Below are 25,995 nucleotides of genomic sequence, written 5' to 3'. Positions count from 1 at the left end.
TGGGGTGGATTAACGAGAACGCCTGATCAGCTAGCTATCAGGCTTGCCAAGCACTGGCTTTTCCATTCTTCCAGCATGTCGGCTGTGACCGGTTCCTCGTCTCCTTTCTCCTTGTGGAAGGCGGCGACCTTGGCGTCGGTGCAATGTTCGAGCTTGGCGTCGTTGGCTGGCGTGGTGCTGTTTGTGGTCGATGCGGCTTCGGGCGCCTGGGGATAGCCTTCATGCCACTGAGTTTGCTTGATGACTTTGCCTGTTTCCGGATCGAACTGCTTGACTAGGCCCTCGGCGAGGCCGTTTTTCACTTGCTGGCGTTGCAGCAATCGGCCTTCGCTGTCATAGCTAAAGACTTCGCCTTCCATTCGTCCCGCAACAAAGTCGGCCTTGAAGCGCAGCTTGCCGGTGTGCTCGTCATACCGCTCGATACTGCCGACCGGCACCCCTTGTTCCCAGCTCAACTGATGCATCCGCTTGCCGGTGGCCGGGCTGAAGATCTCCGACGGGCCGTTGAGCCGGCCTGCACTGAAACGGGCCGAAGCAATGGTCTGGCCTGCCTTCTTGGGATTGAGCACGACGAAGTCGCCGTCGACCACTCCCTGCTTGAACGGAATCTCGAACACCGCGCCGCCACCGTCAGGTGCGCTACAGGAGGTGACGCCGTCCGGGGTGCCGTCCTGAATCGGCGCATCGCAACGTAACCCACCGCCGAATCCATGGTGGTCTGTCCCTATACGGAAGGACACTAACTTAAGGTGGATAATCGCCACCAAGGAGTGTTCATGACCCAAATCCGCCGTACCTTTCCCGAGTCCCTCAAGCGGGAAGCTGTTGAGCAAATCCTGGCTGGCACGCCGCTACGTCACGTCGCGCAGGCCTTCGGCATCACCGAAGGCCTGCTGGGCAAATGGAAACGCCAGTTTCTGCTCAAGGGCATGGATGCCTTTCCCGGTCATGGCAAGCAACTGGGCGAAGCAGCCGAACTCAAGCGTCTGCGCGATGATCTAGCACGCGTCACCATGGAGCGTGACGTCCTAAAAAAAGCGCTCGCCATCTTCTCGCAGCCCACGAAGTGAAGTACCGCGCCATTCAGGCGCTTGCTGAGCGTTATCCTGTTGCCGTCATGTGCCAGTTGTTCCGCGTCTCACGGAGCAGCTACTACGCTTGGCGCAACCGGCCGCCTTCGATGCGAGAGATGGCTAATCGCGTGCTGTTACGGGAAATCCGTCTGGTCCATGCCGAAGTCAACGGCATCTATGGGCATCGTCGGATACATGCGGAACTGGTCGCACAAGGCTTCGCCTGTGGCCGCCACCGTGTTGGCCGCCTGATGCGCCAAGGCGGGCTGAAGGTACGTTCCCGTAAACGGTGGCGACCTGTCCCGGTCAGCCAACACCTGCTTCCGGTGGCACCAAATCGGCTGGAACGGCAATTCGACGCATCCGGGATGAATCAACGCTGGGTGTCGGACATGACTTACATCCGTACTGACGAGGGCTGGCTGTATCTGGCTGTGGTGCTGGACTTGTATTCCCGCGCCGTGGTCGGCTGGGCAATGCACCATCGAATGCAGCAAGAACTGGTGCATGCTGCGTTGACGATGGCCGTTGCCAGACGGAAACCGGTGCGGGAGGTGCTACTGCATTCGGACCGAGGCAGCCAGTATTGTGCGTTTGATTACCAGATGTTGCTGAAACGGCACGGCATGGTGCCGAGCCATTCACGAGCGGGCAATTGCTGGGACAACGCTGCGATGGAAAGCTTCTTCCGGTCGTTGAAGGCGGAGCGGGTTTACTTGACCCGCTACCGGAGTCACGACGAGGCCCGCGCGGATATATTCGACTACATCCGATTTTACAATCATCGCCGCCGCCATTCGACGCTGGATTACCTGGCACCGGTCGAGTTTGAACGGCAGCATTCAGCGCTTAGCGCTTAATCCTCTGTCCTTCTGCATGGGGACAGACCAGACTGCGGTTTGGGCTATTAGTAGCAGAAACCGCAGGAATAGCATCTGGAGGATGGTGCCCGGGACCGCGAAATGATCCATTCGTAGCTCATTTGCCCCACTTTAGCATGACTACGCGACATCGGTTCCGGCGGTGCAGACGTTGTTTAGGGACGGTTACCGGGGCCGACACGGGGCGCTGTGGATGGCTCCCGGAGCTCTTGGAGAATGTTGCGTATGGTCGTGGAGTTGGAGTGGAACGATATGGCTGAGCGCGGTCTGTTCACCTCTCAATCGGCGAATTGTTATGGCATGTGGCGTAAAAATGGCGTGAGGTGCCGCCTTGAGCGATGCGTGGAGCAGGTGCTGGCCCAGTTACTCCCGGAAGGGCCTTCGGTATGCGACGGACAACGACATCTGCGTGGGTGAGCATCCGTAGGTTCGTCATGTTCGGTACCGTGCAGAAGGGTTCGGCTCAGTCCGATGAATTGATAGTGTGAATTTTTACATTTGAAGAATGTGCTGGACTAGCGTTAGCTATTTGCGAGAGGGGGCGTTCTGCGCTCCCCCGGTTTCATCAACCCGTAGGCCACAAAAAGGAGTGTCACCATGCAGTCACGCATGGCTACAGATCACGACGCTGGACGGAGTGATTATCAAGACTGTGAGAACGTGCAGCAGGCGCGCAGTAATGCCGCAGTTTTGTTCATCGGCAGCACTATAGTGCGTTCTTGTAATGAAAATGATTCGGTTCGAGTGGTGGTGATGAAAAAGTCCGCCGCTATGATTCATGCCATGAAGGTTTTTCGTGCCATGAGAGTTAGAGCTGTAGCTCGTGAAGCAGATGAAAAGAAAGGCGGACGAATTTTACTGCCTTGTCGACCAGTTGTTGCAAATCGGGGATTTGAACGATGCGCGACTGCTCGCACTGCATCATCACGTCACGCACGCAACCGCCATTCGGGCAAAGCTACAAAATCATCATCTTCTGACTCATCCGACGGAGAACCCGGCGAGGCAGATCATTTCGGCCCGCTTATTGTCCTTCCTTCCTCATTTGTACCCGCCCCATCCGTCCTGGATGTTCGGCATATTCAATTCTCCAATTCTACCGCCTCGCTAGATTGCAACTACGCGATCCAGTGCATTCGCTCGTCTGCGACATTCGCTCGAAACAACCGCTGTTCGACTCGGATGATGACGTCATTGCCGAGGGGGCCGCATGCGCGTTTCGTCAGCCGCACCATGCTGGCCGGAGGTGTGCAATGAACCCGTTACGACACAACGATCGAATCCTTCGCATGCCCGAGTTGGTCGCGCTGGTGGGTTTGAAGCGGACGATGATCTACGAGCGCCTGAAGATTGGCGGGAAATACGCCGACGGTTCATTTCCACGCCCGATCAAGCTGGGACCACGCGCGATTGGTTTCCTGGAGTCGGAAGTCCAGCGCTGGATTACACAGCGTGCAGATCAACGAATTGAATTCAAATTTGGAACAAGTGAGGAAGTAGCATGAATATGAACATCAATTTCAACACCTTCTCTATTCTTGGTGGCGATCTTCCGCCGGCATTGAGGGATGCGATCAACGAGGTCGAGAGCAACACGAAGGCACCACGTGCATTGGTGGTTTCTGCTGCGCTGTCTGCCCTGTCGACCGTCGGTCAGGGGCTGATCAACGTCCAGGTTCCAACGACACATAGCCTGCGACCATGTTCGCTGTGGCTGATTACGTTGGCCGAATCGGGTGAACGCAAATCCACGATCGATCGTTTGTTCGCTGCTGCAATTATCGAGTTCCAGCAACGGCATGCCACGCTGTTGGCCAAGGCGTGGAACGACTATCGTGTCGAACACAAGATCTGGAAGGCCGAGGAAGCTGCACTTCTGAAGCAGTTGACCAGACTGGGTATTCGCCATGGTAACGGTGGTGATGATCTTCGAGTCCAGATCAAGGTGCACGCGGCGCGTGAGCCGATTGCGCCGAAAGCCCCAAAACTGTTGTACGAGGATTGCACCATCGAGGCACTGCAGCATCAATTGTTCGGCGCATGGCCGAATGCTGCGCTTGCCTCCAACGAGGCTGCAGTCATCTTCAAAGGTCATGTTTCACAACATCTGCCTGTGCTCAACAAACTTTGGGATGGCGATGACGTTGACATCGATCGCATGACCCGCGAGAGCTTCACCGTCAAGGATGCACGATTGACGCTGTCGCTGATGTCGCAACCCAAGCCGTTTCAGGATTTTGTCCAGCGCAACGACGGCGAGGCCCGTTCGCTCGGCTTTTTGGCACGGGCATTGGTCTGCCAGCCTTTTTCGACGCAAGGCATGCGATTCATCGATCGTCCCGTTACGTCGTGGGAGCATTTGCCGAAATTTCAGCGGCAGCTTGCCGGGCTGCTGGAGCAATCGGTATCGACGGACGGAGAGCCCCTGCCGGAACGAGAAACCATGGTCATGTCAGAGGAGGCATCGCAGTGCTGGATCCTTTACTACAACAGGGTCGAACAGCAGTCGGGTTTGGGAGGCTGCTACGCAAACTGCAAGGATCACGCTGCCAAGCTGGCGGACAATGTGGCCAGACTGGCTGCGCTGCTTCAGTTGCTGGACGGCGGCGAGATTATCTCGCTGCAGAACGTCGAGCGTTCGATCGTATTAGTAGGTTGGTATTCGAACGAGTTTATCCGGCTGTTTTGCCCGCCGCCGCCGATTCCGCAGGTCGATTTGGATTTAAATATGCTGAACGACTATTTAAGCCGCCTTCGGGGGCAGGGGTGTCGGTACGTCGCAAAAAACTACGTACGCAAATACGGGCCGAATGCGCTTCGAAACAAGCAACGGCTTGACCCGGTGCTGGATCGGATGGTGCAGCTGGGCTGGATTACGCTTTGGCTTGATGAGAAAAAGAGCAAGTACATGGATCTGTGGCCACTGCTGATTTTTGACCAAGGGGGGTGGGAGAAGCGCTTGGTCCGGTAGGTTTCAGGAACCTAGACCTGGACAGGGGGCCGCAATAGCGGCCCTTTTGTCGTTTGCGGTGAACCTTGACGTTATGGTTGCAACGGCCTGCTGTGAGCTTGATTGGACTAATCACCGGCACAACCTGGTCGAAACCAAGATGCGTTGCATCAAGATGAGCTGGCGTTTTTGTCGGGGGAAATGTCGGGGGAAATTCTTGTGCACGGCAGAAATGCAACAAGGGGTTACAGACTTATCATCTGTAACCCCTTGGTTTTACTGGTGCCGACGGCAGGATTCGAACTCGCGACCCCCTGATTACAAGTCAGGTGCTCTACCAACTGAGCTACATCGGCGAAGAACGACATTCTAGCGGCTTGGCGCGCGCTTGGGAACTCCCTGAGGCGATCTTGATGCGTAAACGCGATTCACAGCGGCCGATTTCACGGCTAAAATGCAATTCAGTTGCAACTAGCCCGATTTTTCCCGTTCCGGCGTGGCCGTGGCGGGGGTTTCCGAGATGACTCATTCCACTTCGAACAATATGACCAGCGCGCCGCGGCGCCTGGCGAGCTGGCTGTTTGCCCTTGGGGCCTGGCAGCGGCTGCTTCTGGTTTCGCCCATGATTATGCTGATCTGGGCGCTGGTGGCGTGGTCGCTTCTATGATCACGCTCGATCATGTTTGCGTGAAATACCGCCAGCGGCTGGCCGTGGCCGAGCTGTGCGGCACGTTTGCGACCGGGCGCTCGACGGCGATCGTTGGCCCGAATGGCGCCGGCAAGACGACCTTGCTCAAGGCGATGGCTGGGCTGTTGCCGCTGGCGTCGGGGCAAATTCATAGCCCGGAGCGGGTGGCTTATCTGCCGCAGCGCACCGAGCTGGATCGGCAGTTTCCGATGACGGTGGCCGAGCTGGCGCTGTCCGGCAGCTGGCGCCGCAGCGGCGCATGGCGCCGGTTGGGGCGCGGCGAGCAGGACAGGGCGGCGCATGCGCTGCAGCATATGGGGCTGAGCGAGCTGGCGAACCGGCCGATCGGTACGCTCTCGGGCGGGCAGTTGCAGCGGGCGCGGTTTGCCCGGCTGATGGTGCAGGATGCGCCGGTGTTGCTGCTCGACGAGCCGCTCAACAACCTCGATCCAGCCAGCCGTGATCTCTTGCTCAAGCAGCTGACCGATTGGCAAATCGACGGCCGCACGGTGATCGCGGTGATGCACGATCTCGATCTCGTCTCGAAACATTTCGATGAAACGCTGCTGCTGTCCGGCACCGTGCAGGCTTGGGGCGCGACGCCGACGGTGCTCGCCGCCGCGCGCGCCGAGGTCGGGTTTACCGGCCATTCCCTGTGGGTGAACCCGCTGGCCGAGGAGGCGGGATCATGAACCTGCACGAACTATTGATTTCACCGTTTGCCGAGTTCGACTTCATGCGCCGCGCGCTGGTCGGCTGTGTGGTGCTGGCGCTGAGTTGTGCGCCGGTCGGGGTGCTGCTGGTGCTGCGACGGATGAGCCTGATGGGCGACGCGCTGTCGCACGCGGTGCTGCCCGGCGCGGCGGTCGGTTATCTGATTGGCGGCTTTGCGCTGCCCTGGCTCGCCGGCGGCGGCATTGTCGCCGCGCTGCTGGTCGCGGTGCTCGCCGGCGTGGCGGGGCGCTATACGGTGCTGAATGAAGACGCCAGTTTCGCCGGTTTCTACCTGATGGCGCTGGCGCTGGGCGTGGTGCTGATTTCGCGCTGGGGCAGTCAGGTGGATCTGATTCATCTGCTGTTCGGCTCGGTGCTGGCGATCGATGACGCCGCGCTCTACATCGTTGCGGCGGTGGCGACGATCAGCCTGGGCTGGCTGGCGCTGTGTTATCGCGGTGTGGTGCTCGAATGCGTCGACCCGGGCTTTCTGGCCGGCGCCGGCCGTGGCGGCAGCCCGTATCACCTGGGCCTGATCGTACTGACGGTGCTTAACCTCGTTGCCGGTTTCCAGGCGATGGGCACCTTGATGGCGATCGGCCTGATGATGTTGCCAGCCACGGTGGCGCGCTTGTGGGCCGATACCTTGCCGGGGTTGATGAGCGTGGCATGGCTGGTGGGGCTGGTCTCGACCATCGGCGGCTTGCTGGTGTCGTACCACGCGGGCCTGCCGTCCGGCCCGGCAATTGTGCTGATTGCCAGTCTCTTCTACATGGTTTCGCTGATGGTTGCACCGCATGGTTGGCGCGGGCAGCAGGGCCAGCAGACCGAGGCGCGTTAAGTTTTTTATAAGGAGTCGGGCATGATTCGTCGTTGCATTCTCAGTGTGGCCTTGTCCTTCGGTGTGATCGGCGCCGCGCAAGCGGCCGAGCCGCTGCCGGTGGTGGCCAGCTTCAGCATTCTGGGCGATATGGTGCAGAACGTCGGCGGAGATCGCGTCAAGGTGACGACGCTGGTCGGCGCCGACGGCGATGCGCATGTGTATCAGCCGACGCCGGCCGACGTCGGCACGTTGAGCAAGAGCCGGGTGTTCTTCGTCAACGGCCTGGGATTCGAGGGCTGGATGAAGCGGCTGACCGCGTCGAGCAAGTACAAGGGCACGGTGGTGACGGTGTCCGACGGCATCAAGCCACGGGCGATGGCGGGTGACGGCCATGATGGCCACGACCACGGTGCCGATCCGCATGCCTGGCAGAATCCGGACAATGCCCGGCTGATGGTGAAGAACATCGCCGTCGCGCTGGCGAAAATCGATCCGGCCGGCGCCAGCGTCTACAAGGCCAATGCCGCGAAGTACGATGGCCAACTGGCGGAGTTGTCGCGTTGGGCCGATGCGCAGGTCGCGGCGATACCGCTGGCCAAGCGCAAGGTGATTACCAGTCACGATGCCTTCGGCTATCTGGGCGCGCGCTATCAGATCACGATGCTGTCGCCGCAAGGTTTGTCGACCGAGGCCGAGGCCAGTGCCAAGGGGGTTGGCGCGCTGATCCGCCAGATCAAGCAAAGCGGCATCAAGGCGGTGTTTGTCGAGAACATCAGCAACCGCAAGTTGATCGAGCAGATCAGCCGCGAGACCGGTGCTTCGCTTGAAGGCACGCTGTATTCGGATGCGCTGTCAAAGAACCCGCAAGCCAGCAGCTATCTGGCAATGTATCGCCACAATATCCAGACCCTGGTCGCGGGGATGAAAGTGAACCAATGATCGGGTGATGATGCTTCGATCAGCAATAAAAAACCCGGCTTGGCCGGGTTTTTTATTGCACGCGCCGCTTACTTCTTGGCAGTGTCCTTCGATGAAAAGAACGCATCGGAGAAGAACTCTTCTTCGGGCAGACCGCGCGCAATGCAATGCTGGAACGCCGCCTCGACCATCATCGGTGCGCCGCAGGCGTAAACCTGCCAGCCGGAGAGATTGCCGAAATCATCGAGCAGCACATCGTGCAGGAAGCCGGTGCGCCCTTGCCAGTTGGTTTCGGGCTTGGGTTCGGACAGCACCGGGATAAAGGTGAAGTTCGGATGCTCGCGCTGCCACTGATCGGTCAGCTCGGTCATGTAGTAGTCGTCGATCGTGCGCGCACCCCAGTAAAGGATCATCTCGCGCTGGATGCCCTTGTTGAAGGCGTGCTCGAGAATGCCCTTGATCGGCGCGAAGCCGGTACCGGTGGCGAGGAAGATGATCGGCTTGTCGCTATCCTCGCGCAGGAAGAACGAACCCAAGGGGCCGGTGAAGCGGAAGATTTCGCGCTCTTTCAGCTCGTTCCAGACGTACTCGGAGAAATCGCCGCCGGGTACATGGCGGACATGCAGTTGCAGGTATTCGGAATCATGCGGGGCGTTGCCGATCGAGAAACTGCGCTTCTTGCCGGTCTTGGTATGAATATCGATGTACTGGCCAGCGAGGAACTGCATCCGCTCGGTCGCCGGCAGTTTCAGCGACAGCACCGCCACGTCGTGCGACACCTTGTCGATTTTCTGCACCCGGCACGGCAGGGTCTTGATCTGGATGTCCTTGGTTGCGGCGACCTCGCGGCATTCGATCGTCACCGTATCGGTGACGGCGGTGGCGCAACAGAACAGCGCCAGGCCGCGCTCGCGCTCGGTTTGTGACAGCGCCGATTCGGCATGCGGGCCATGTTCGACCTGACCTTCGACCACCAGCCCTTTGCAGGCGCCACAGGCGCCGTTTTTGCAGCCGTAGGGCATGTTGAAGCCGCTGCGCATTGCGGCATCGAGGAGGGTTTCATCGGCTTCGAGGCTGATTTGCTGGCCCGAGGGCAGAATGGTAAGTTGCTTCGACATTCTTGACGGTCTTCTGATTGGGATGATCTTGCGTAAACGGATACTGAATAAACGTCTGGCCAAGTCGCCTCGACCGCGGCTGCTGATCATCGGTTGTGGTGATGTCGTCACCCGGGCACTGCCGTGGCTGTTGCGCCGGTTTCGCGTCTACGCCAGCGCCCGTTCGAGCGAGTCGGCGGTGCAGTTGCGCGCACTTGGCGTGTTACCGGTGCCGGTGGATCTGGATGCCGGTATTCCGACCCGTCTGGCCGGTCTGGCGCAATGGCTGATTCACAGTGCGCCACCGTCGGCGAGCGGTTTGCTTGATCTGCGAACCCGTCGCCTGGCCGCTGCATTGGCACGCCCGGATATGCGAGCCAGTTTATCACACGCCCGCCGCGCCCCGCGCCGGGCGGCGTATATCGGCACCAGCGGCGTTTACGGCAATGTCGGCGGCGCGTGGGTGGATGAAACCCGGCCACTGACACCCGATACACCACGGGCACGGCGCCGTGCCGATGCCGAGGCGGTGTTGCGGGCGCTGGCGCGCCGGCAAGGCATGCATTTGGGGTTGCTGCGCGCACCGGGGGTCTATGCGGCCGGACGTCTGCCCGATGCACGCATCCGCCGTGGCGAGCCGGTCATCGCCGCCGACGAGGACAGTTACTCGAACCATATTCATGCCGACGATCTGGCGCGCGCGGTCTGCCGGGCGCTGTTCCGCGCCCAGCCGCTGCGCGCCTACAACGTCAGCGACGACGCGCCGGGGAAAATGGGCGACTGGTTCGATCTGGTCGCCGATCACCTTGGCCTGCCGCGCGTGCCAAGGGTGAGCCGGGCCGAGGCGCAGGCGCAGCTAGCGCCGGGTTTGTTGAGTTATCTGAACGAGTCGCGGCGGCTGGATAACGCGCGAATCAAGCGCGAGCTGCGCTTGACGCTGCGTTGGCCGTGCGTAGAGGGTTTCCTGAAGCGGCACTAGGCCAGGCGCATACCTTGTAAACGCAAAGGCGGGGAACCCCTGGCCATTGTGAATACGAGATACCGGGCTGAGGTCTGAGGTAAAACGGGCCCGGTGTTTTCACCGGGCCCGTAGTGTTACTGCATCTACTATCCAGAAACCATGATGGATCGCCGGACGCCGCGCCTGCTTAAAGCAGTTCGGCCGGGATGTTGCCGCCGTTCTGGGCCAGCTTCTGCAGCACGGTCTTGTGCAGCCACATATTCATCTGCGCCGAGTCTTCCAGCTTGTCGGCCGGGCAATGCAGCTCGCTGGCGAGTTCTTTTCGGGCTGCAAGGCTGCTGTCGAGGCCGAGCAGCTTGAGCAGATCGACAATCGACGTTTGCCAATTCAGTTTTTCGGGGTTTGAACTCGCGAAGCCTTCGAGCTGGGCCACCACATCGACCTGGCTGATCGCCGCGACCACAATCGCCGGCGCGCCAGTCGCTGCTGCGGCGGTCGCTGCCGCCGGCCCGGCTGCGGGGGCGCTTGCTGCTGCGCTTGCCTCTGCGGCCTCTTTCTTATCGTCGCCAAAACCGAGCTTAGACAAAATGCTGCTGAAGATACCCATGTTGTACGCCTCAGAAAGTGATCAGGAGGCTCCCTTATAGCAAGAAGCCATGATCAGCATATGACAGCGAAACGTAATCTGCGGGAAATATGGGGTTGAGCCTGCCGGGTTTAGCCCGTCAGGGCGCGGCGTTCTCGTTCGAGCAGGGCGATTTGCCGTTGCAGCGCGGCTTCGGCGCTGCGAGGCAAGGAGAGGAACTGGCAGCCCAACAGCGGTTGTTCGCCCTGCGGCAACAGCACCGTGCGCACGCCGCGTACCGATAGATCGGTCTGGAAGGTGACGCCAGCGCCCAATTCCAGTGTGGCCTGGCGCAGTATGTCGCCCCGGGTCAGCAAGCCGACGTTGACCGAGCCGGCCCACAGGCCGACCCCCCCCAAGGAAAGATCGTGCAGATTGAAGCTGACCGGGCTGCCGTCGGGCAGCTGGGTATGGCAGCGGTAGGGGGTGACGATCGGCGTGGTCAGCCGGAAAAATTCGCGCCGTTGCAGTTTGACCAGTTGCGTCGGCAGCGCAGCTTCGAACGCAGGCGAGCCTTCGTGCTGGACGATCACCGGTGCCTCGCAGACGAATTGCACCTTCACGCCATCGGGCAGCGCAACAAACACATTACGCGGCGATGCCTGCAGTGCGCGGTTCAGCGCCTCTTGTCCCGCCCAGTCAAAACGAAAGCGCCGGGCTTTGACGTCGACTTCGAGGATGCGTGTGGTCAGCATCGATTTGCCGTGATCGAAGTAGATCGTCACGAAATCGCCGCGCGTTGACAGGTTCCGCAGCACGGCGCCGACTTCGAGCGGATTGGATAGCGTGTAAGACGCGAGGTCGTCATTCTCGGCGAGCGGGTGGGGATCGATCTCTGGCATGACCGGTTATTCCTGGACGAGTTCGCGCAGATCGTGGCCGAGCACCGCGGCGCCGGCGCCGTAGTTGACCAGCACGCGCAACTTGCCCTGCTTGTCGATGAGGTAAGTACCCGCGCTGTGGTCGACGGTGTAGTTCGCGCCATCACCCTGTTGCTGCACGATCACCTTGTACTGTTCGGCGACCTTGTCGACCGCGTCCTTGCTGCCGGTGAGGCCGATGAAGCGCGGATCGAAGGCCGGTACGTATTGCGCCAGCACCGCCGTGGTGTCGCGGCTTGGGTCGACGCTGACGAACAGCACCTGGACCTTGTCGGCATCGGGGCCGAGCTGCTTCATCACTTCCTTGAGCTCGACCATGGTCGTCGGGCAGACGTCCGGGCATTGGGTGTAGCCGAAGAACAGCGCCACGGCCTTGCCCTTGAAGTCGGACAGCTTGCGCGGCTTGCCGTCCTGCGCCGTCAAGGTGAAATCGCCGCCGAAGCTGGCGCCGGTGATATCGCTGCCCTGAAAGGTATCGGGCTTCGAGCATGCGGCCAGAAGCACGGCAAAGACGAGGGCAAGCAGCAGGCGGATGGGGCGCATGAGCGGACGGAACCAGGAATCAAACCGCCAAGTGTGCAATGCCATGTGAGTGACGGCAAGTGCAGACGTTGGCTTACACATCAAGTTGTACCAACTGCTGTGGCGCGATTTCTCCGGAAAGCGCATCCGGCGAGTGGCCGATTTCGGCAATCAGTGGTGCCGGCAGGTGGCTTTGCAGCCATGCGAGATTGTCGTCGTAGCGATCCATCGCCGGGGCTATGCGGTTGGCGATCCAGCCCGCCAGCGGCAGGCCGGCGGCGACGATGGCGTTGGCCGACAGCAGCGCATGGTTGAGGCAGCCGAGGCGCATGCCGACGACGAGGATCACCGGCGCCCCGAGGCGTTGCGCCAGCGTCTGCATGTCGGCATCGTCGGACAGCGGCGCATGCCAGCCGCCGGCGCCTTCGATCAGCAGCACGTCGGTGAGTGCTTGCAGCCGCGCCGCGCAATCGATGAGATGATCAAGCGATACCGACACCCCGGCTTCGCGCGCGGCCAGATGTGGCGAAATCGCCGGTGCGAAGCGGTAGGGGTTGGCGAGCTCGGCCGGTACCATGACGTTGCCGGCGGCGCGGTGCGCGACCACGTCGCTATTGATCAGCTCGCCATCAAGCACTGTGCAACCCGAAGCGACCGGCTTCATCGCCACCGCCCGCAGCCCGCTGGCGGCAAAGCCGCGCAGCAACTGGCAGGTGGCGACGGTTTTGCCGACGTCGGTGTCGGTGCCGGTGATGAAGTAGGTCGTCATGCCAAATCCTTGCGCGCGTCGAGCTTGCGGGCGTGACCACGGGCCAGATCGGCCGGGTACTTTTCGGCGTTGAGTTTGAGCTTGCGCTCGACCACCGCGTTCAGGTCGAGCCCGGCGACGTCGGCCAGCCGCAACAGGTAGAGCAGCACGTCGGCAACTTCTTCGCCGAGCCGGGTGGCGAACTCGGATTCGGCGCACAGCGACTGCGACTGCTCCGGCGTCAGCCACTGGAACAGTTCGAGCAACTCGGACGCTTCGACCGATAGCGCGCAGGCGAGGTTTTTCGGGGTGTGAAACTGATCCCAGTCGCGCTCAAGGCTGAAGGCGCGCAGCCGGGATTGCAGGTCGTCGGTATTCATGTGGCTATCTCGGTAAAAATCAGGCGGGCTGAATCATCGCACTGCTGCCGTTTAGCAGCACCGCCACCGGCGCACCAATGCGCAGTTGCTCGACATCGGCGCTCAGCGTCGCCAGCGTGTCGTTGCCGATCGCCACGGTGACCCGCCAGAGCACATCGGCCGGTTCGATCGCCAGCACGATGCCGTTGAGCGCGTGGCGGCCGGCGGGTGTCGCCGGCAGCATCACGTCGCGCGGCGTGCCGAGCGCGGCCAGCCGGCCCGGTTCGAGCACGGCAACGCGGTCGGCCAGCCTGAATACGTCGCCGAGGTCGTGGCTGACGATGATCGTCGTCAGTTTTACCTGCTTCAGCATGGCGTCGATGTCTTCGCGCAGCGCCACGCGCAGGCCGGGGTCGAGCGCCGACAGCGGTTCGTCGAGCAACAGCAGGCTCGGTTCCTGCGCCAGCGCCCGCGCCAGGGCAACGCGCTGGCGCTGGCCGCCGGAGAGCTGCTGCGGCAGGCGTTTGGCCAGCCCGGTCAGCTGGGTCAGCGCCAGCAGTTCATCGAGCTTGGCCGGATTGGTTGCGGGCTGCGCGAACGCCAGATTCTGCCGCACGTTCATGTTCGGAAACAGCGCGTAATCCTGAAACACATAACCGACCCGGCGCTGCCGGGCAGGGAGGTCGACCTTGCGATCGGCATCGAACCAGACCGTGTCGCCAAAGGCGATGCGGCCGTGTTTGGGCCGCGCCAGGCCGGATATCAGCCGCAACAGCGTGGTTTTGCCAACGCCGGACGGGCCATACAGCGCCAGCCGCTCGCCCGGGGCCAGATCGAGTTCAAGCGACAGTTCACGTGCGCCATCGGCGGTGGGAATCGTGTGCGAGAGTGCCAGATTCAGCATTGCCGTGCCTCGTGCCGCGACTGGATCAGCCGCAGCAATAGCAGCACCGCGAAGGCGAACGACACCAGCACTAGCGCGTAGCTGTGCGCGCCGGCGTAGTCGAGTGCTTCGACCCGTTGATACAGCGCGATCGAGGCGACCTTGGTGTCGCCGGTGACGCCGCCACCGAGCATCAGCACCACGCCGAACTCGCCGACCGTATGCGCAAACGCCAGCACGATGCCCGACAGCAGGCCGGCGCGGGTATTGGGCAGGATCACCCGGGTGAGGATGGTGGTTTCGGTCTTGCCAAGCGTGCGTGCGGCGTCGATCAGGTTGGCCGGCAGCTGCCGAAACCCCGATACCAGCGGCTGCAACATGAAGGGCAGACTGAACAGCACCGAACCGATCACCAGGCCGCTGAAGGTGAACACCAGCCGCAGGCCGAGTGCGTCCTCCAGCCAGCGGCCGGTGAACGACACCGGGCTGAACGAAATCAGCAGGTAGAAGCCGAGCACCGTCGGCGGCAGCACCAGCGGTAGCGTGCACAGCGTTTCGATCACCGGCCGGATACGCGAGCGGCCGAAGGCGAGCCAGCGCGCCAGCGGAATGCCGATGATGACCAGCACGACGGTGGTGATCGTCGCCAGTTTGAGCGTCAGCCAGAGCGGCTGAACATCAAGGGCTTGAACATCGATCACGCGGTTTCCACCGCCATTTCATTGGCCTTGACCAGCCATTCGAGCATATCGCCGATGACAATCGACAAGCGCCGGGCCGAACCGCTGGTGATCACCGCGGCGATGCGCTGCCCGTGCCAGTCCAGCGTCACGCGCGTCAGCACCACGCCGGCATCGATACCGACGACGCGCGCCGGATGGCGGTTGCGCAGGCTGATCAGTCCGGTTAAATCCTTGGCCAGCGCGACTTCGGTTTCCTTGCACAGCAGCGTCACCGGCGCGCCAGCGGCCAGCGGCACTTCGCCGACGATGGTCGCCACCAGCACGCCACCAGCGGAGTCAGCTTCGATCAGCGTCATGCCGGCGCCGTGCTCGATCCGGCTCAGCGTCGCGGCGATGCGGTTCATGGCAGTTTGTACCCGGCCTGCTTGAAGATGTCCTGGGCTTTGGGCGAGAACAGGAACTGGTAGAAGCGCTTGGCATCGGCAGTGTCGTGATCGTTCGAGTACTTGAGCAGCGCCGCGCGCTGCGCGATCGGCTCGTAGGCGCTGGCGGGGATTTCCAGCCACGTGCCCTTGCCCTGCATTTCGTTCGAGATCACGACCGATTTGGCGGTAAAGCCCAGATCGGCGGCGCGGGTGGCGATGAACTGGTTGGTCTGGCCGATGCTTTCACCGAACACGAGCTTGTGGCGCGTCGCGTCGGCCAGTTTGAAATGCTGCAGCGCCTGCACTGCGGCGCGGCCATACGGCGCGGTTTCGGGATTGGCGACGGCGATCCGTTCGATGCCCGGTTCGCGGACGAGCTTTTCCCACTGGTTGAGATCAAGGTCTTTCAGCGTCCACAGCACCAGCGCGCCATAGGCGTAGACCTTGCTCGGTTCCAGCGTTTGTTTGTCGGCGTCGAGCTTTTTCGGGTAATCGGCGTCGGCCGACAGGAACACATGAAACGGCGCGCCATTGCGGATCTGCGCAAAGAACTTGCCCGATGCGCCATAGCTGGGCACCACATCCTGGCCGGTCTCGGCCTTGTACGCCTTGGCGAGATCGTCGAAGGTGTACTGCAGATTGGCGGCGACCGCGACATTGATGGTCGCGGCCTGGGCCAGGGCTGCGGCGACCAGAGTCAGGCCGGCGGCGAGGAGGTGTAGCTTGCGCATGGACTATCCTTTCGGTGACAAGGCGATGACGGCAGTATATCGATTGCTCAAGTCCGCATACGATAGGCCAAAGGGCCTAGCCGATGCTCAGGCCGTGTGATGGGCGAGGGTATAACGGGCGCCGCCGTCGAGCGCCAGCGCATCGACGAGCACGGGCATGACCTCGTTCAGCGTCGCCACCAGCGTGTACGGCGGGTTGACGATGAACATGCCGCTGCCGTGCATGCCGAAACCGTCGCTCGATGGCGACTGCACATATAACCGTACATCCAGCCAGCCCTTGGCCGGCAGTTTTTTCAGCGCCTCGGGCAGCTCGCGCGATTCGGCGCGCTGCAAGGTCGGGTACCAGATCGCGAAGGTGCCGGTGGCGAAACGGCGCAAGCCTTCTTCCATCGCCTTGATCACGGTGCGGTAATCGCCCTTGTCTTCATACGGCGGATCGATCAGCGTCAGCCCACGTCGTGGCTGCGGTGGCAGCACCGATTTCAGCCCGTTGAAGCCGTTGCCAGCCTGCACCTGCGCCTGGCGGCCGAGCGCTTCGCAATTGGCTTCAAGCAGCTTGCTGTCGCTCGGATGCAGCTCGAACAGCCGCAGCTTGTCGTCACGGCGCATCACCGCCTGTGCGACCAGCGGCGAGCCGGGGTAGAAGCCGAGCTTGCCATCGGGATTGAAGCGGCGGATTACCTCGACATAGCGGGCGAGCGCTGCGGGCAGGTCCTTGCGCTTCCACAGCCGGGCAATGCCGCCCTCGAACTCGGCATTCTTCGCCGCATAACCCTCGGTCAGCTGATACAGCCCGGCGCCGGCGTGGGTGTCGACGTACCAGTACGGCTTGTCTTTTTGGTTCAGATAGCTCAGCAGCTCGACGAGGAGAAAGTGCTTGAGGACGTCGGCGTGATTGCCGGCGTGGAAGGCATGGCGGTAGCTGAGCATGGTGCGGGCCGAAGCAAAACCCCGATTTTCCGCGTTTGCCACCGCCTTGCCTAGTTGCGCGGTGCGATACCTCCGGCGGACGCGTTCAGTGATTCGCGTAAATCGACGCCGCGCGCAGTCGTCGCGAAATGGCCGCGGCGATCACGCAGGCCGGCAGCAGTGCCAGCAGCAACTGCACTTGCCCGGTCATTTCCAGCACCATCAGCGCCGACATCACCGGCGCGTGGGTGGTGGCGGCAAGAAAGACGCCCATGCCCGCCAAGGTAAACAGCAGGGGGCTGCCGACGTTGGGGGCGACGAGGGTGATCAGCTGGGCAACCAGTTGGCCGAAGGCCGCGCCGACCAGCAAGGTGGGCGTGAAAACGCCGCCGGGCGCACCCGAGCCGATGCTGCCGGCGATGGCGATCAGCTTGCACACGAGGATCAACAACACGATCTGCCACGCTGCCGGCGCCAGCAAAAACGACTGTACCGCGCTGTAACCGTTGCCCCAGGCCTCGGGCCGCAGTACCGAGATCAATCCGACCACAAGGCCGCCGGCGGCCAGTTGTGCCGGCAGTGGCCAGTTCAGCCAGCGGAAGCCCTTGCGGCTGACATCCAGCCAGGCCAGAAACAGCGGCCCGAGCACGCCGGCGACGATGCCGCTCAGCGCCACCAGCGCAAGGCCGCTGGTGTCCAGCGATGCACCGGCGGCGACCTGATACAGCGTGGTATCGCCCGAAAGCGCATGGGTGACCAAGGCCGATGCCACCGCTGCCAGTATCACCGGGCCGATCGCTGCCAGCGCCAGCGAGCCGAGCAGCACCTCGGCGATAAACAGCGAGCTGGCCAGCGGCGCGTGGTAAGCGGCGGTAAAGCCGGCAGCCACGCCGCAGGCCACGACCAGACGCAGATCGACCCGATGCCGCAGCCGTGCGCCAAGGAAGGAGCACGTCAGCGCTGCCAGCAACACCATCGCGCCTTCACGGCCGACCGCGCCACCGGCGACGACGACCAGATACGAGGCGATGATTTTGCCAAAGCCGCCGCGCTGATCGAGCCGGCCGTCGCCAATGGTCACCGCTTCGATATAGTCGTCGGCATGCCGCGGCGAACTGGCGCGCGCACGGTTCCACAGCCACAGCAGCGTACCGGCGGCCAGTCCGCCGAGCGCCGGGGTGATGATGCGCTGCCACGCGGGCAGACCGCGCGCGGCGGCGACCAGGCCGTCGGTGTGGCCATAGAGCAGCACCTCGGCGAGATCGAGCGCCTGATGAAACACCCAGACCGCCAGCGCACCGATCACGCCTGCGGCAATCGCGGTGGCGAGGCGCAAGAATTGCGGATCTATCGTGTTGATGAAACCGGGGCGGCGCCGCGCCAGTCGCTCGGATGCAGGCATGAAGTTCTCGAATGAATACCGGTTGAGCGCCGCGCCAAGGCGATGCAATGCGTACTTTAAGGTTGATGCGGCGCGGGGGCGAGCCGAAAAAGCGCGAAGCGGCTTGGGTGCATCGCTTACACTTTCGCGATGACTGCTTCCACGCCCTACGCCAATCTCACGCCCGATGTCGTGCTCGATGCGCTCGACGCCGTCGGCCTTGCCACCTCGGGCCACCTGCTGACACTGAACAGTTTCGAAAACCGCGTGTTCCAGATCGGCATCGACGACGACGCACCGCTGATCGCCAAATTCTATCGCCCCGAACGCTGGAGCGATGCGCAAATCCTCGAAGAGCACACCTTTACCGCCGAGCTGGCCGCGCTGGAGATCCCGGCGGTGCCGCCGCTGGTGATCAACGGCAGTACGCTCAACACCAGTAGCGACGGTTTCCGCTTTGCGGTGTTTCCGCGCCAGGGCGGCAGGGCGCCCGAGCTGGATCGTGCCGGCACGCTGGAATGGCTGGGGCGATTTCTTGGCCGTATCCATGCCGTTGGCGGTACGCGGCCGTTTGCGCACCGGCCGGCGCTGTCGATCGAATCGTTCGGCCAGGTGCCGAGCCGCTGGCTGATCGACAGCGGTTTTATGCCGATGGAGCTGAAAACGGCCTACCAGAGCGTGATCGCCGAAGCACTCGACGGCGTGGTGCGCGCGTTTGAACGTGCCGGCAACGTCAAGGCGATCCGGCTGCACGGCGATTGCCATCTGGGCAACGTGCTGTGGACCGACGCTGGCGCGGGCTCAGTCGGCGGCCCGCATTTCGTCGACTTCGACGATGCGCGCAGCGGCCCGGCGGTGCAGGATTTGTGGATGCTGCTCTCGGGCGAGCGCCACGAGCGGATCTCGCAACTCGCCGACCTGCTCGCCGGCTACGAGGACTTCTGCGATTTCGACGCCCGCGAGCTGCATCTGGTCGAAGCCATGCGCACCTTGCGGCAGATCCACTACGCCGGCTGGCTGGCGCAGCGCTGGGACGACCCGGCGTTCCCGGCGGCGTTCCCGTGGTTCAACACCATGAATTACTGGCAGGACCACATTTGCGGCCTGCGCGAACAGATCGAGGCGATGGCCGAGCCGCCGCTGTGGCCGGTTTGATGCACGGTTTCCCCCTCTTTTGAACGACGAGTTGCCATGATTCGCATGCTGTTTGTGATTGTTTTATCGATGAGCCCGGCGCTGGTTTTGGCAGATATCAGCTCGCCGCCCAGGCTGAGCACCAATCAAGCACATGTACCCGTTCGACCGGCGTACCCGCAAACTTCCCGTGCAAAAGGCGAAGAAGGCTTGGTGCAGATCTCGGTCAATGTGCGCAAGGATGGCGGCGTTGAAAGCACATCGATCCGACTCAGCTCGGGATTCCCGGCGCTGGATGCTTCAGCGCAGACATATGCCGCAACACTCCGGTTCGTACCGGCCAGGCTGGCGAGTGGCGAGCCAACGGCGGGAAAAATCACTATTCCGTTCCAGTTCAAGCTCAATGAACCCGCTTACTTCAGGCCCGATAACAGCGCCTTCTTCAAGCCGGCTTATTTCCCCGAACCGGATGTCTTGCTGATCCGGGGGCGTTACATCTACGCCGAGATGGGCCGTGATCTGGGTGCTGCCTTGCAGCGGTACACGGTTGCTGAACCCCGGAAAATCGTTCTCGACCTGCGCGGCAACCAGGGTGGTACGCTGCTCAACACGACGGTGCTGGCATCGGTGTTCCTGCCGGACGGACTCAAGTTGGCGAGCTATCAGGACAAGAAGTCTGCGAGCCAGATCGACGTCCGGAGCGGTAGCGCCTCTTATCAACAGATGTCCAAAATCCCCGACCCGTTGTCGGGCTTGCCGGCGTATTTCAAGACTGTGCCGATGTGGGTGCTGGTGAACGAGAAAACAGCAGGCCTTGCCGAACTCGTCGCCGCCGCCTTGCAGCATTACCAGCGGGCGATCATCGTCGGCAACAAGACCGCCGGTGATGCGATGGCGCAGCTGGGCACGCTTGGCAGGCTCGAGTGGCTCGACGCCGACGGCGAGTCTATCGCGGGCCGGGGCGTCGTTCCCGACGTGCCGTGGCGCGACTTGAAGATCGGCGACGACATGCCCGACATTGCGGTGGTCGAAGCGGTCACGGCGCAGGCCGCCGGCCGGTGGGTGAGGGCGCCGGCCGATGCATCGCCCGTTTCGCCGCAGCGCGCCGGCATCAATGCGGTGATTGACGCCAAGGCCGCCGCTGGCGAAGACTAGCCGGATTCCTACTTTTGCCGGCTGCCCGCCGGCCTGCCCACCATGCGACTGCTGCTGGCCGAAGACGACGACATGATCGGCCGTCACCTCGAAGCCGGACTGCGCGACGCCGGCTTCAGCGTCGACCGCGCCACCGACGGCATCGCTGCCGATCTGGCCTTGCAACAGCAGGAATACGGGCTGGTGTTGCTTGATCTGGGCTTGCCAAGGCAGGATGGCCTGACCGTGCTGCGCCAGCTGCGCCAGCGCGGCGGCACCACGCCGGTGCTGATCCTGACCGCGCGCGATGCCGTGGCCGACCGGATTGCCGGGCTCGACGCCGGCGCCGATGATTACCTCGTCAAACCGTTCGATTTCGACGAACTGCTGGCGCGCATCCGCGCGGTGCAGCGCCGCCACGCCGGTCGCGCCAGCCCGCTGTTCGAGCACGGTGCGCTCAGGCTCGATCCGGCCAGCCATCAGGTCTGGCTCGGCGAGCGCGAGGTGGCGCTGTCGGCGCGTGAATACGCGCTGCTGTTCGAGTTGCTGCAGAAACCGGGCACGCCGTTGTCGCGGGCGCGGCTGGAAAACCGGCTGTACGGCTGGGATGAAGAGGTCGCCAGCAATGCGGTCGAAGTCCACATCCATGCGCTGCGGCGCAAGCTCGGCGCGGCGTGGATACTCAACCTGCGCGGCGTCGGCTACTACGTGCCCAAACAGCCGCCGGAGGCCGCATGAGCTCGCTGCGCCGGCAACTGATGCTGATGCTGCTCGGCGGCATGGCGCTGGTCATCGCCGTCGCCGCCGCGCTGGCCTTCCACCGCACCCGCAACGAGGCCAACGAGCTGTTCGACTACCAGCTGCGCCAAATGGCGCTGTCGGTCGTCAACCAGACCTTCATCCCCGGTCGTTCGTCGCTGCGCTCCACGGCCGGCTTCGATTTCGTCATCCAGGTCTGGGATCCGGATGGCGTGCAGCTCTACTACTCGCACCCGCACCGCGTGCTGCCGGCGCAGGTGCAGCTCGGCTACGCCACCGCCGCGACCAGCGAAGGTGATTGGCGCACCTACGCCGTCGCCGTGCCGGGCAAGGTGATCCAGATCGCCCAGCCGATGCGCACGCGCAACCGGCTGGCGCTGGATACCGCGTGGCGCACCACGGTACCGCTGCTGCTCGCCTTGCCGCTGCTGCTGCTTGGCGCGTGGTGGGTGATCGGCCGGGCGCTGCGCCCGCTGGAGGCGCTGCGCCGCGAGGTCGCCGCGCGCACGCCCGATGCGCTGGCGCCGCTGCCGTCCGGCCTTGCGCCGGAGGAGGTTCAGCCGCTGATTGCCGAGACCAACCGGCTGCTGCTGCGGCTGGGCGACGCGCTGGCATCGCAACGCGCATTCACCGCCAATGCCGCGCACGAACTGCGCACGCCGCTGGCGGCGCTGCAACTGCAGCTCGCCAGCCTGGAGCGCGCGCCGGACGACGCCAGCCGCGCTGCGGCGATCACCGAACTCAAGACCGGCCTCGCTCGCGCCGGCCATATGCTGAACCAGTTGCTGACGCTGGCGCGCAACGAGGCCGCGTCCGAACACAGTGTGCTGGCGCTGGCGCCCATCGTCACCGACGTGCTCGCCGAACAGGCGCCGCTGGCGCTTGCCGCCGGGCTGGATCTGGGGGCGACCGACATCGACGCCGACGTGCAGGTCTCCGGCAACGCCGACGCACTGCGCTCGCTGATCGCCAACCTCGTCGGCAACGCCATCCGCTACACCCCGAGCGGCGGGCGAATCGACGTCGCGCTGCGCCGCATCGACGGCGAGGACAGGGCACAACTCAGCGTCGCCGATAGTGGCCCCGGCATTCCGCCGGCCGAGCGCGAACAGGTGTTCCAGCGCTTCTACCGCCGCCCCGGCAGCGTGGGTTCGGGCAGCGGCCTTGGCCTCGCCATCGTTCGCGCCGTTGCCGATGCGCATCGGGGAACGGTTTCGCTGGACGAATCACCGCTGGGGGGATTGTTGGTGATGGTTGAGTTGCCGCTGGCGCAAGGCTGAGCAACGCGTGTCCGGTATCGGCTTGGTCTGCTGTCTCAAGCCCCATAGAACACTGACTGACTTAGAACGAATTGGCGAAGCTAGTCGCTTCCTGCGCTACCATCTCGGGCGGGGTAGCAATATTTTTTATGCACCGTGGTGCATATACCAGGTTAGAAATGAACATATGAGAATTCACATGAACCGTATTACAGGTACGTCAATTATTGCACTTTCAGCTGCATTGGCTGGATGCGCTTCGCCGGTCTACAATTACTCGCCCCCTGTCACGCAGATAAGCTTCCCGAAAACTGGAGCCGAATCATCTGCGTATGTCGGCGACACACTGGTTAGCCAAGGTTCCTTCATGGAGCATGATGCGATACTCGTCGAGTCCGATATTGATCTTGGGTTGCTCAAGCCATATACCATCACCAAAGGCACCTTCCTCAAATTTGGCGAAAGTGGCAACATATCATATTACGCCCTCAACAACCCCTTCGAGGGTGGCGGAACAATTCAAAAGGCCGCGCTAGCTGATCCGCCAAAGGCTATTCAAGCCTACAAGGGTGAGAACAAAATTTGTGGGATTTCAATCTTCAACGCTTTCATATGCTCGACGGAAGCACATTACATTTTCACAAAGAGGCCAATCGCATCCCCGAATTCCTTTCAGCAGTCCTTGATTTATAGTGGGAAAGTTGGAAATCGCATAAAATTCGGCTACAGGGAGTTCTCCGGCAACACAGCACGCCCAGCATTCAATAACGATGTGGACTACGATTTGAACGAATCGAAAATCGTAGGTTATAAAGGTGCTCGTATTGAAGTCATTGAGGCAACGAATGAGTTTATTCGGTATAGGCTTCTTGCCAACTTCAATACCCCGAAATGAATTCGCATGAAGTAAATTTCTAACTGGCGGTTCAACGCGGGCGCCCATACTCCGTATGGGCGCCGGTTAACCTATTCGTTAGTGTCGACGGGTGGTGCGGGCCAGAATTCGTAATAATCTACATTTTTTATTTTCGGATTTGCGAGAGGTGTTATGAGTGAATTGGATTCACTCGAAGACCTGTCTGCATCGTGTCGCGGCGGCGCTGAATGCGTCCGGCGCAAAGGCGACGCGGGTAAAGTAGGTCGCGCCGACGATCTGCCCGGGTCGCTCTAATACCTTTCAAATTCAAACGGAAAACACCATGTGGGATGAGCGTTACAGCACCGATGATTATGCCTACGGCACCACGCCGAACGGCTTTCTGGCCGACAACGTCGCTGCGCTGCCGAAGGGCCGGGTGCTGAGTCTGGCGGAGGGGGAAGGGCGCAATGCGGTGTTTCTGGCCACACAGGGTTATGCGGTGACGGCGGTTGATGCATCGCGGGTGGGGCTGGAAAAGGCGGGCAGGCTGGCCGAGGCGCATGGCGTGGAGATCGAGCGGTTGCACGCTGATCTGGCCGAATTCGATCCGGGCGAGGCGTGCTGGGATGGCGTCGTGTCGATTTTCTGCCCGCTGCCCTCCAGGCTGCGCAAGGCGCTGCACCGCAAGGTGGTTGCGGCGCTGAAGCCGGGCGGCGTGTTCGTGCTGGAGGCGTACACACCGGCGCAGTTGCAGCACCGCACCGGCGGCGGCAGTTCGGCCGATACGATGGTGACGGCGGCGATGCTGCGCGATGAGCTGGCCGGGCTGGATTTCCGCCACCTGCGCGAGCTGGAACGCGAGGTGATCGAAGGGACTTACCACACCGGGCTGGGCGCGGTGGTGCAGTTGATCGCGGTGAAGCCGGCGTAACTTTTCCGCTGTCCGGCAGACCGAAGCGCGAGCTGCCGGTCCCTTAAGTTTGTTTTAAGTCGCGCTGCGTTACCTTGAGCCTATCCCAACCAATACGGAGCTCGCGCAATGCAGACCCAAGCAAAAACCTGGTGGCCCAAGTTGAGTGCGCTCGTCGTTGCTGCGGCGCTCGGCGGGGCGGTCGGCGCCGTTGGCAGCCGCGCCTTGCCGCTGGCTACTGCCGCGCCGTCGGCCCCCGCGGTGGCTCAGCCGGCCGCGTCGCTGCCGGCACCGGCAGCCGCCGGCCTGCCCAGTTTCAACGACATCGTCGCCCGCTACGGCCCGGCGGTGGTCAATATCAGCACCACCGGCATGACCAAGACCGCCGGCGTGCAGCAAGGGCCGCAGCTCGATCCGAACGACCCGTTCTACGAGTTCTTCCGCCGCTTCGGCGCGCCGATGCAGCCGCAGCGTCCGCAGGTGACACGTGGGCTGGGTTCGGGCTTTATCGTTGCATCGGACGGGCTGATCCTGACCAATGCGCACGTCGTCGACGGTGCCAGCGAAGTCACGGTGAAGCTGACCGACAAGCGCGAGTTCAAGGCCAAGGTGATCGGCGTCGACAAGCCGACCGATGTCGCGGTGCTGCGTATCGATGCCAAGGATCTGCCGACGGTGAAGCTCGGTGATCCGGCCGCCTCGCGCGTCGGCGACTGGGTGCTGGCGATCGGTTCGCCTTACGGTTTCGAGAACTCGGTGACCGCCGGCATCGTCTCGGCCAAATCGCGCAGCCTGCCGGATGAAAGCTACGTGCCGTTCATCCAGACCGACGTGGCGATCAACCCAGGCAACTCGGGCGGGCCGCTGTTCAACGCCGCCGGCGAGGTGATCGCGATCAACTCGCAGATCTACAGCCGCTCGGGTGGTTTCCAGGGGCTATCGTTCTCGATCCCGATCGATGTGGTCAAGCAGGTCGAGGAGCAGATCCTGGCCCACGGCAAGGTCGTGCGCGGCCAGCTCGGCGTGATGGTGCAGAACGTCGATCAGTCGCTGGCCGATTCGTTCGGGCTCAAGTCGCCCAAAGGTGCGCTGATCAGTGGTGTGAATCCGGGCGGTTCGGGCGCGAAGGCCGGGCTGAAGCCGGGTGATATCGTGCTCAAATTCGGCGACAAGCCGATCACCGCGTCGGGCGATCTGCCACCGCTGGTGGCCAGCGTGAAACCGGGCGACAGCGTGCCGATGACGATCTGGCGCGACGGCAAGGAGCAGGTGCTGTCGGTGAAGATCGACACGGCCAAGGACGCCAAGGTGGCGCAGCCGGCGAGTGACGAAGGTCAGGCCAAGCTCGGTCTGGCGGTGCGGCCGCTGACCGCGCAGGAAAAGACCGAAAGCGGCATCGGCAGCGGCCTCGTCGTCGGTCAGGCGACCGGCCCGGCCGCCAAGGCCGGCATCCAGCCCGGTGATGTCATCCTTGCGCTGAACGGCACGCCGGTGAATTCGGTCGAGCAGCTGCGCAGCCTGTCGGCCAAGGCCGGCAAGCGCATCGCACTGTTGATCCAGCGTGATGATGCACAGATTTTCGTGCCGCTGGATCTGGGGTAGTTGACTTGGGTAACAGGCTGGACCGGTTGAGGGACCGGTCTGGCCTTGCATCGTTCAATACGGGCCGCGTTGCGGCCCGTATT

The 25,995-nt window shown here is 62.5% G+C and carries 29 protein-coding genes and 1 tRNA gene; 16 read left to right on the top strand and 14 right to left on the bottom strand.

Annotation, left to right across the window (positions count from 1 at the left end; translation table 11 throughout):
* Positions 1-26: 26 nt before the first annotated feature.
* Positions 27-767 (bottom strand): toxin-antitoxin system YwqK family antitoxin, encoded by a 741-nt coding sequence (locus JLC71_RS07815; protein WP_200918175.1) that lies wholly within the window; start codon positions 765-767, stop codon positions 27-29.
* Between the two features lie 9 nt (positions 768-776).
* Here JLC71_RS07815 and JLC71_RS07810 point away from each other — a divergent pair, with 9 nt between their 5' ends.
* The 5 genes from JLC71_RS07810 (at position 777) to JLC71_RS07790 (ending at position 4,925) form a co-directional block, all read left to right on the top strand.
* The gene (locus tag JLC71_RS07810; RefSeq protein WP_200918174.1) at positions 777-1,070 is read left to right on the top strand and encodes a transposase; all 294 of its coding nucleotides are present in this window, start codon (positions 777-779) and stop codon (positions 1,068-1,070) included.
* Positions 1,067-1,933 carry an IS3 family transposase gene (locus tag JLC71_RS07805; protein ID WP_200914866.1) on the top strand — a complete coding sequence of 289 codons (867 nt, stop codon included), beginning with the start codon at positions 1,067-1,069 and terminating at the stop codon, positions 1,931-1,933. Before JLC71_RS07810 ends, JLC71_RS07805 begins: the two co-directional genes overlap by 4 nt.
* Positions 1,934-2,551: 618 nt before the next feature.
* On the top strand, positions 2,552-3,211 hold the full coding sequence (locus tag JLC71_RS07800) for a hypothetical protein (RefSeq protein ID WP_200918173.1): 660 nt from the start codon (positions 2,552-2,554) through the stop codon (positions 3,209-3,211).
* 32 nt (positions 3,212-3,243) lie between these two features.
* Positions 3,244-3,459 (top strand): helix-turn-helix transcriptional regulator, encoded by a 216-nt coding sequence (locus tag JLC71_RS07795; protein ID WP_236251018.1) that lies wholly within the window; start codon positions 3,244-3,246, stop codon positions 3,457-3,459.
* Positions 3,456-4,925, top strand: coding sequence for a YfjI family protein (locus JLC71_RS07790; protein WP_200918171.1), 1,470 nt, complete (start codon positions 3,456-3,458; stop codon positions 4,923-4,925). Before JLC71_RS07795 ends, JLC71_RS07790 begins: the two co-directional genes overlap by 4 nt.
* A 259-nt stretch (positions 4,926-5,184) precedes the next feature.
* Here the strand turns inward: JLC71_RS07790 and JLC71_RS07785 are convergent.
* Positions 5,185-5,260, bottom strand: a tRNA-Thr gene (locus JLC71_RS07785).
* 307 nt (positions 5,261-5,567) lie between these two features.
* On the opposite strand from JLC71_RS07785, the gene JLC71_RS07780 reads away from it, so the two are divergent.
* Genes JLC71_RS07780 through JLC71_RS07770 form a run of 3 tightly spaced genes read left to right on the top strand, consistent with a single transcriptional unit; the run spans position 5,568 to position 8,068 of the window.
* A complete protein-coding gene (locus JLC71_RS07780) occupies positions 5,568-6,284 on the top strand; it encodes a metal ABC transporter ATP-binding protein (RefSeq protein WP_200918170.1) in 717 nt (238 codons plus the stop codon).
* Entirely contained in the window at positions 6,281-7,147 is an 867-nt protein-coding gene (locus JLC71_RS07775) for a metal ABC transporter permease (RefSeq protein ID WP_200918169.1), read from the top strand. The genes JLC71_RS07780 and JLC71_RS07775 overlap by 4 nt, the downstream gene beginning before the upstream one ends.
* A gap of 21 nt (positions 7,148-7,168) precedes the next feature.
* A complete protein-coding gene (locus JLC71_RS07770) occupies positions 7,169-8,068 on the top strand; it encodes a metal ABC transporter substrate-binding protein (protein ID WP_200918168.1) in 900 nt (299 codons plus the stop codon).
* Positions 8,069-8,136: 68 nt separating this feature from the next.
* On the opposite strand, the gene JLC71_RS07765 is transcribed toward JLC71_RS07770, so the two are convergent.
* A complete protein-coding gene (locus JLC71_RS07765; RefSeq protein ID WP_200918167.1) occupies positions 8,137-9,165 on the bottom strand; it encodes a CDP-6-deoxy-delta-3,4-glucoseen reductase in 1,029 nt (342 codons plus the stop codon).
* A 22-nt stretch (positions 9,166-9,187) separates the two neighbouring features.
* Here JLC71_RS07765 and JLC71_RS07760 point away from each other — a divergent pair, with 22 nt between their 5' ends.
* Positions 9,188-10,123, top strand: coding sequence for an NAD-dependent epimerase/dehydratase family protein (locus JLC71_RS07760; RefSeq protein WP_200918166.1), 936 nt, complete (start codon positions 9,188-9,190; stop codon positions 10,121-10,123).
* Positions 10,124-10,292: 169 nt separating this feature from the next.
* Here JLC71_RS07760 and JLC71_RS07755 read toward each other — a convergent pair whose 3' ends face one another.
* The 11 genes from JLC71_RS07755 to clcB form a co-directional block, all read right to left on the bottom strand.
* Positions 10,293-10,712 (bottom strand): DUF3597 domain-containing protein, encoded by a 420-nt coding sequence (locus JLC71_RS07755; protein WP_200918165.1) that lies wholly within the window; start codon positions 10,710-10,712, stop codon positions 10,293-10,295.
* Positions 10,713-10,822: 110 nt separating this feature from the next.
* The gene (locus tag JLC71_RS07750) at positions 10,823-11,572 is read right to left on the bottom strand and encodes a flagellar brake protein (protein WP_200918164.1); all 750 of its coding nucleotides are present in this window, start codon (positions 11,570-11,572) and stop codon (positions 10,823-10,825) included.
* 6 nt (positions 11,573-11,578) lie between these two features.
* Complete coding sequence (locus tag JLC71_RS07745) at positions 11,579-12,154, bottom strand: SCO family protein (protein ID WP_200918163.1); 576 nt, start codon at positions 12,152-12,154, stop codon at positions 11,579-11,581.
* A gap of 73 nt (positions 12,155-12,227) precedes the next feature.
* Complete coding sequence (gene bioD, locus JLC71_RS07740; protein ID WP_200918162.1) at positions 12,228-12,902, bottom strand: dethiobiotin synthase; 675 nt, start codon at positions 12,900-12,902, stop codon at positions 12,228-12,230.
* Entirely contained in the window at positions 12,899-13,261 is a 363-nt protein-coding gene (locus tag JLC71_RS07735; protein WP_200918161.1) for a nucleotide pyrophosphohydrolase, read from the bottom strand. Before JLC71_RS07735 ends, bioD begins: the two co-directional genes overlap by 4 nt.
* Before the next feature lie 19 nt (positions 13,262-13,280).
* Complete coding sequence (locus tag JLC71_RS07730; protein WP_200918160.1) at positions 13,281-14,144, bottom strand: sulfate/molybdate ABC transporter ATP-binding protein; 864 nt, start codon at positions 14,142-14,144, stop codon at positions 13,281-13,283.
* Complete coding sequence (modB, locus tag JLC71_RS07725) at positions 14,138-14,824, bottom strand: molybdate ABC transporter permease subunit (RefSeq protein WP_236251017.1); 687 nt, start codon at positions 14,822-14,824, stop codon at positions 14,138-14,140. Before modB ends, JLC71_RS07730 begins: the two co-directional genes overlap by 7 nt.
* Positions 14,821-15,210 (bottom strand): TOBE domain-containing protein, encoded by a 390-nt coding sequence (locus JLC71_RS07720; protein ID WP_200918159.1) that lies wholly within the window; start codon positions 15,208-15,210, stop codon positions 14,821-14,823. The genes modB and JLC71_RS07720 overlap by 4 nt, the downstream gene beginning before the upstream one ends.
* On the bottom strand, positions 15,207-15,962 hold the full coding sequence (gene modA, locus JLC71_RS07715) for a molybdate ABC transporter substrate-binding protein (protein ID WP_200918158.1): 756 nt from the start codon (positions 15,960-15,962) through the stop codon (positions 15,207-15,209). The genes JLC71_RS07720 and modA overlap by 4 nt, the downstream gene beginning before the upstream one ends.
* An 87-nt stretch (positions 15,963-16,049) precedes the next feature.
* Complete coding sequence (locus JLC71_RS07710) at positions 16,050-16,895, bottom strand: 23S rRNA (adenine(2030)-N(6))-methyltransferase RlmJ (RefSeq protein ID WP_200918157.1); 846 nt, start codon at positions 16,893-16,895, stop codon at positions 16,050-16,052.
* 85 nt (positions 16,896-16,980) lie between these two features.
* Positions 16,981-18,276: a voltage-gated ClC-type chloride channel ClcB gene (gene clcB, locus JLC71_RS07705; RefSeq protein ID WP_200918156.1), complete on the bottom strand. Its 1,296-nt coding sequence runs from the start codon at positions 18,274-18,276 to the stop codon at positions 16,981-16,983.
* Between the two features lie 129 nt (positions 18,277-18,405).
* Between clcB and JLC71_RS07700 the strand changes: the two genes are divergently transcribed.
* From JLC71_RS07700 to JLC71_RS07670, 7 genes are all read left to right on the top strand, one after another.
* Entirely contained in the window at positions 18,406-19,410 is a 1,005-nt protein-coding gene (locus JLC71_RS07700) for a serine/threonine protein kinase (protein ID WP_200918155.1), read from the top strand.
* 36 nt (positions 19,411-19,446) lie between these two features.
* The gene (locus JLC71_RS07695) at positions 19,447-20,544 is read left to right on the top strand and encodes a TonB family protein (protein ID WP_200918154.1); all 1,098 of its coding nucleotides are present in this window, start codon (positions 19,447-19,449) and stop codon (positions 20,542-20,544) included.
* Positions 20,545-20,586: 42 nt separating this feature from the next.
* Entirely contained in the window at positions 20,587-21,261 is a 675-nt protein-coding gene (locus tag JLC71_RS07690; protein ID WP_200918153.1) for a response regulator, read from the top strand.
* Positions 21,258-22,562 carry an ATP-binding protein gene (locus tag JLC71_RS07685; protein ID WP_200918152.1) on the top strand — a complete coding sequence of 435 codons (1,305 nt, stop codon included), beginning with the start codon at positions 21,258-21,260 and terminating at the stop codon, positions 22,560-22,562. Before JLC71_RS07690 ends, JLC71_RS07685 begins: the two co-directional genes overlap by 4 nt.
* A gap of 178 nt (positions 22,563-22,740) precedes the next feature.
* Complete coding sequence (locus tag JLC71_RS07680) at positions 22,741-23,436, top strand: hypothetical protein (protein ID WP_200918151.1); 696 nt, start codon at positions 22,741-22,743, stop codon at positions 23,434-23,436.
* Positions 23,437-23,740: 304 nt separating this feature from the next.
* A complete protein-coding gene (locus JLC71_RS07675) occupies positions 23,741-24,331 on the top strand; it encodes an SAM-dependent methyltransferase (protein WP_200918150.1) in 591 nt (196 codons plus the stop codon).
* A gap of 108 nt (positions 24,332-24,439) precedes the next feature.
* Complete coding sequence (locus JLC71_RS07670) at positions 24,440-25,912, top strand: DegQ family serine endoprotease (RefSeq protein ID WP_200918149.1); 1,473 nt, start codon at positions 24,440-24,442, stop codon at positions 25,910-25,912.
* Positions 25,913-25,995: the final 83 nt, after the last annotated feature.

It is taken from the genome of Jeongeupia sp. HS-3 (assembly GCF_015140455.1).
In the GTDB taxonomy this organism is placed as follows: Bacteria; Pseudomonadota; Gammaproteobacteria; order Burkholderiales; family Chitinibacteraceae; genus Jeongeupia.
This window is presented reverse-complemented; position numbering and strand designations above follow the sequence as displayed.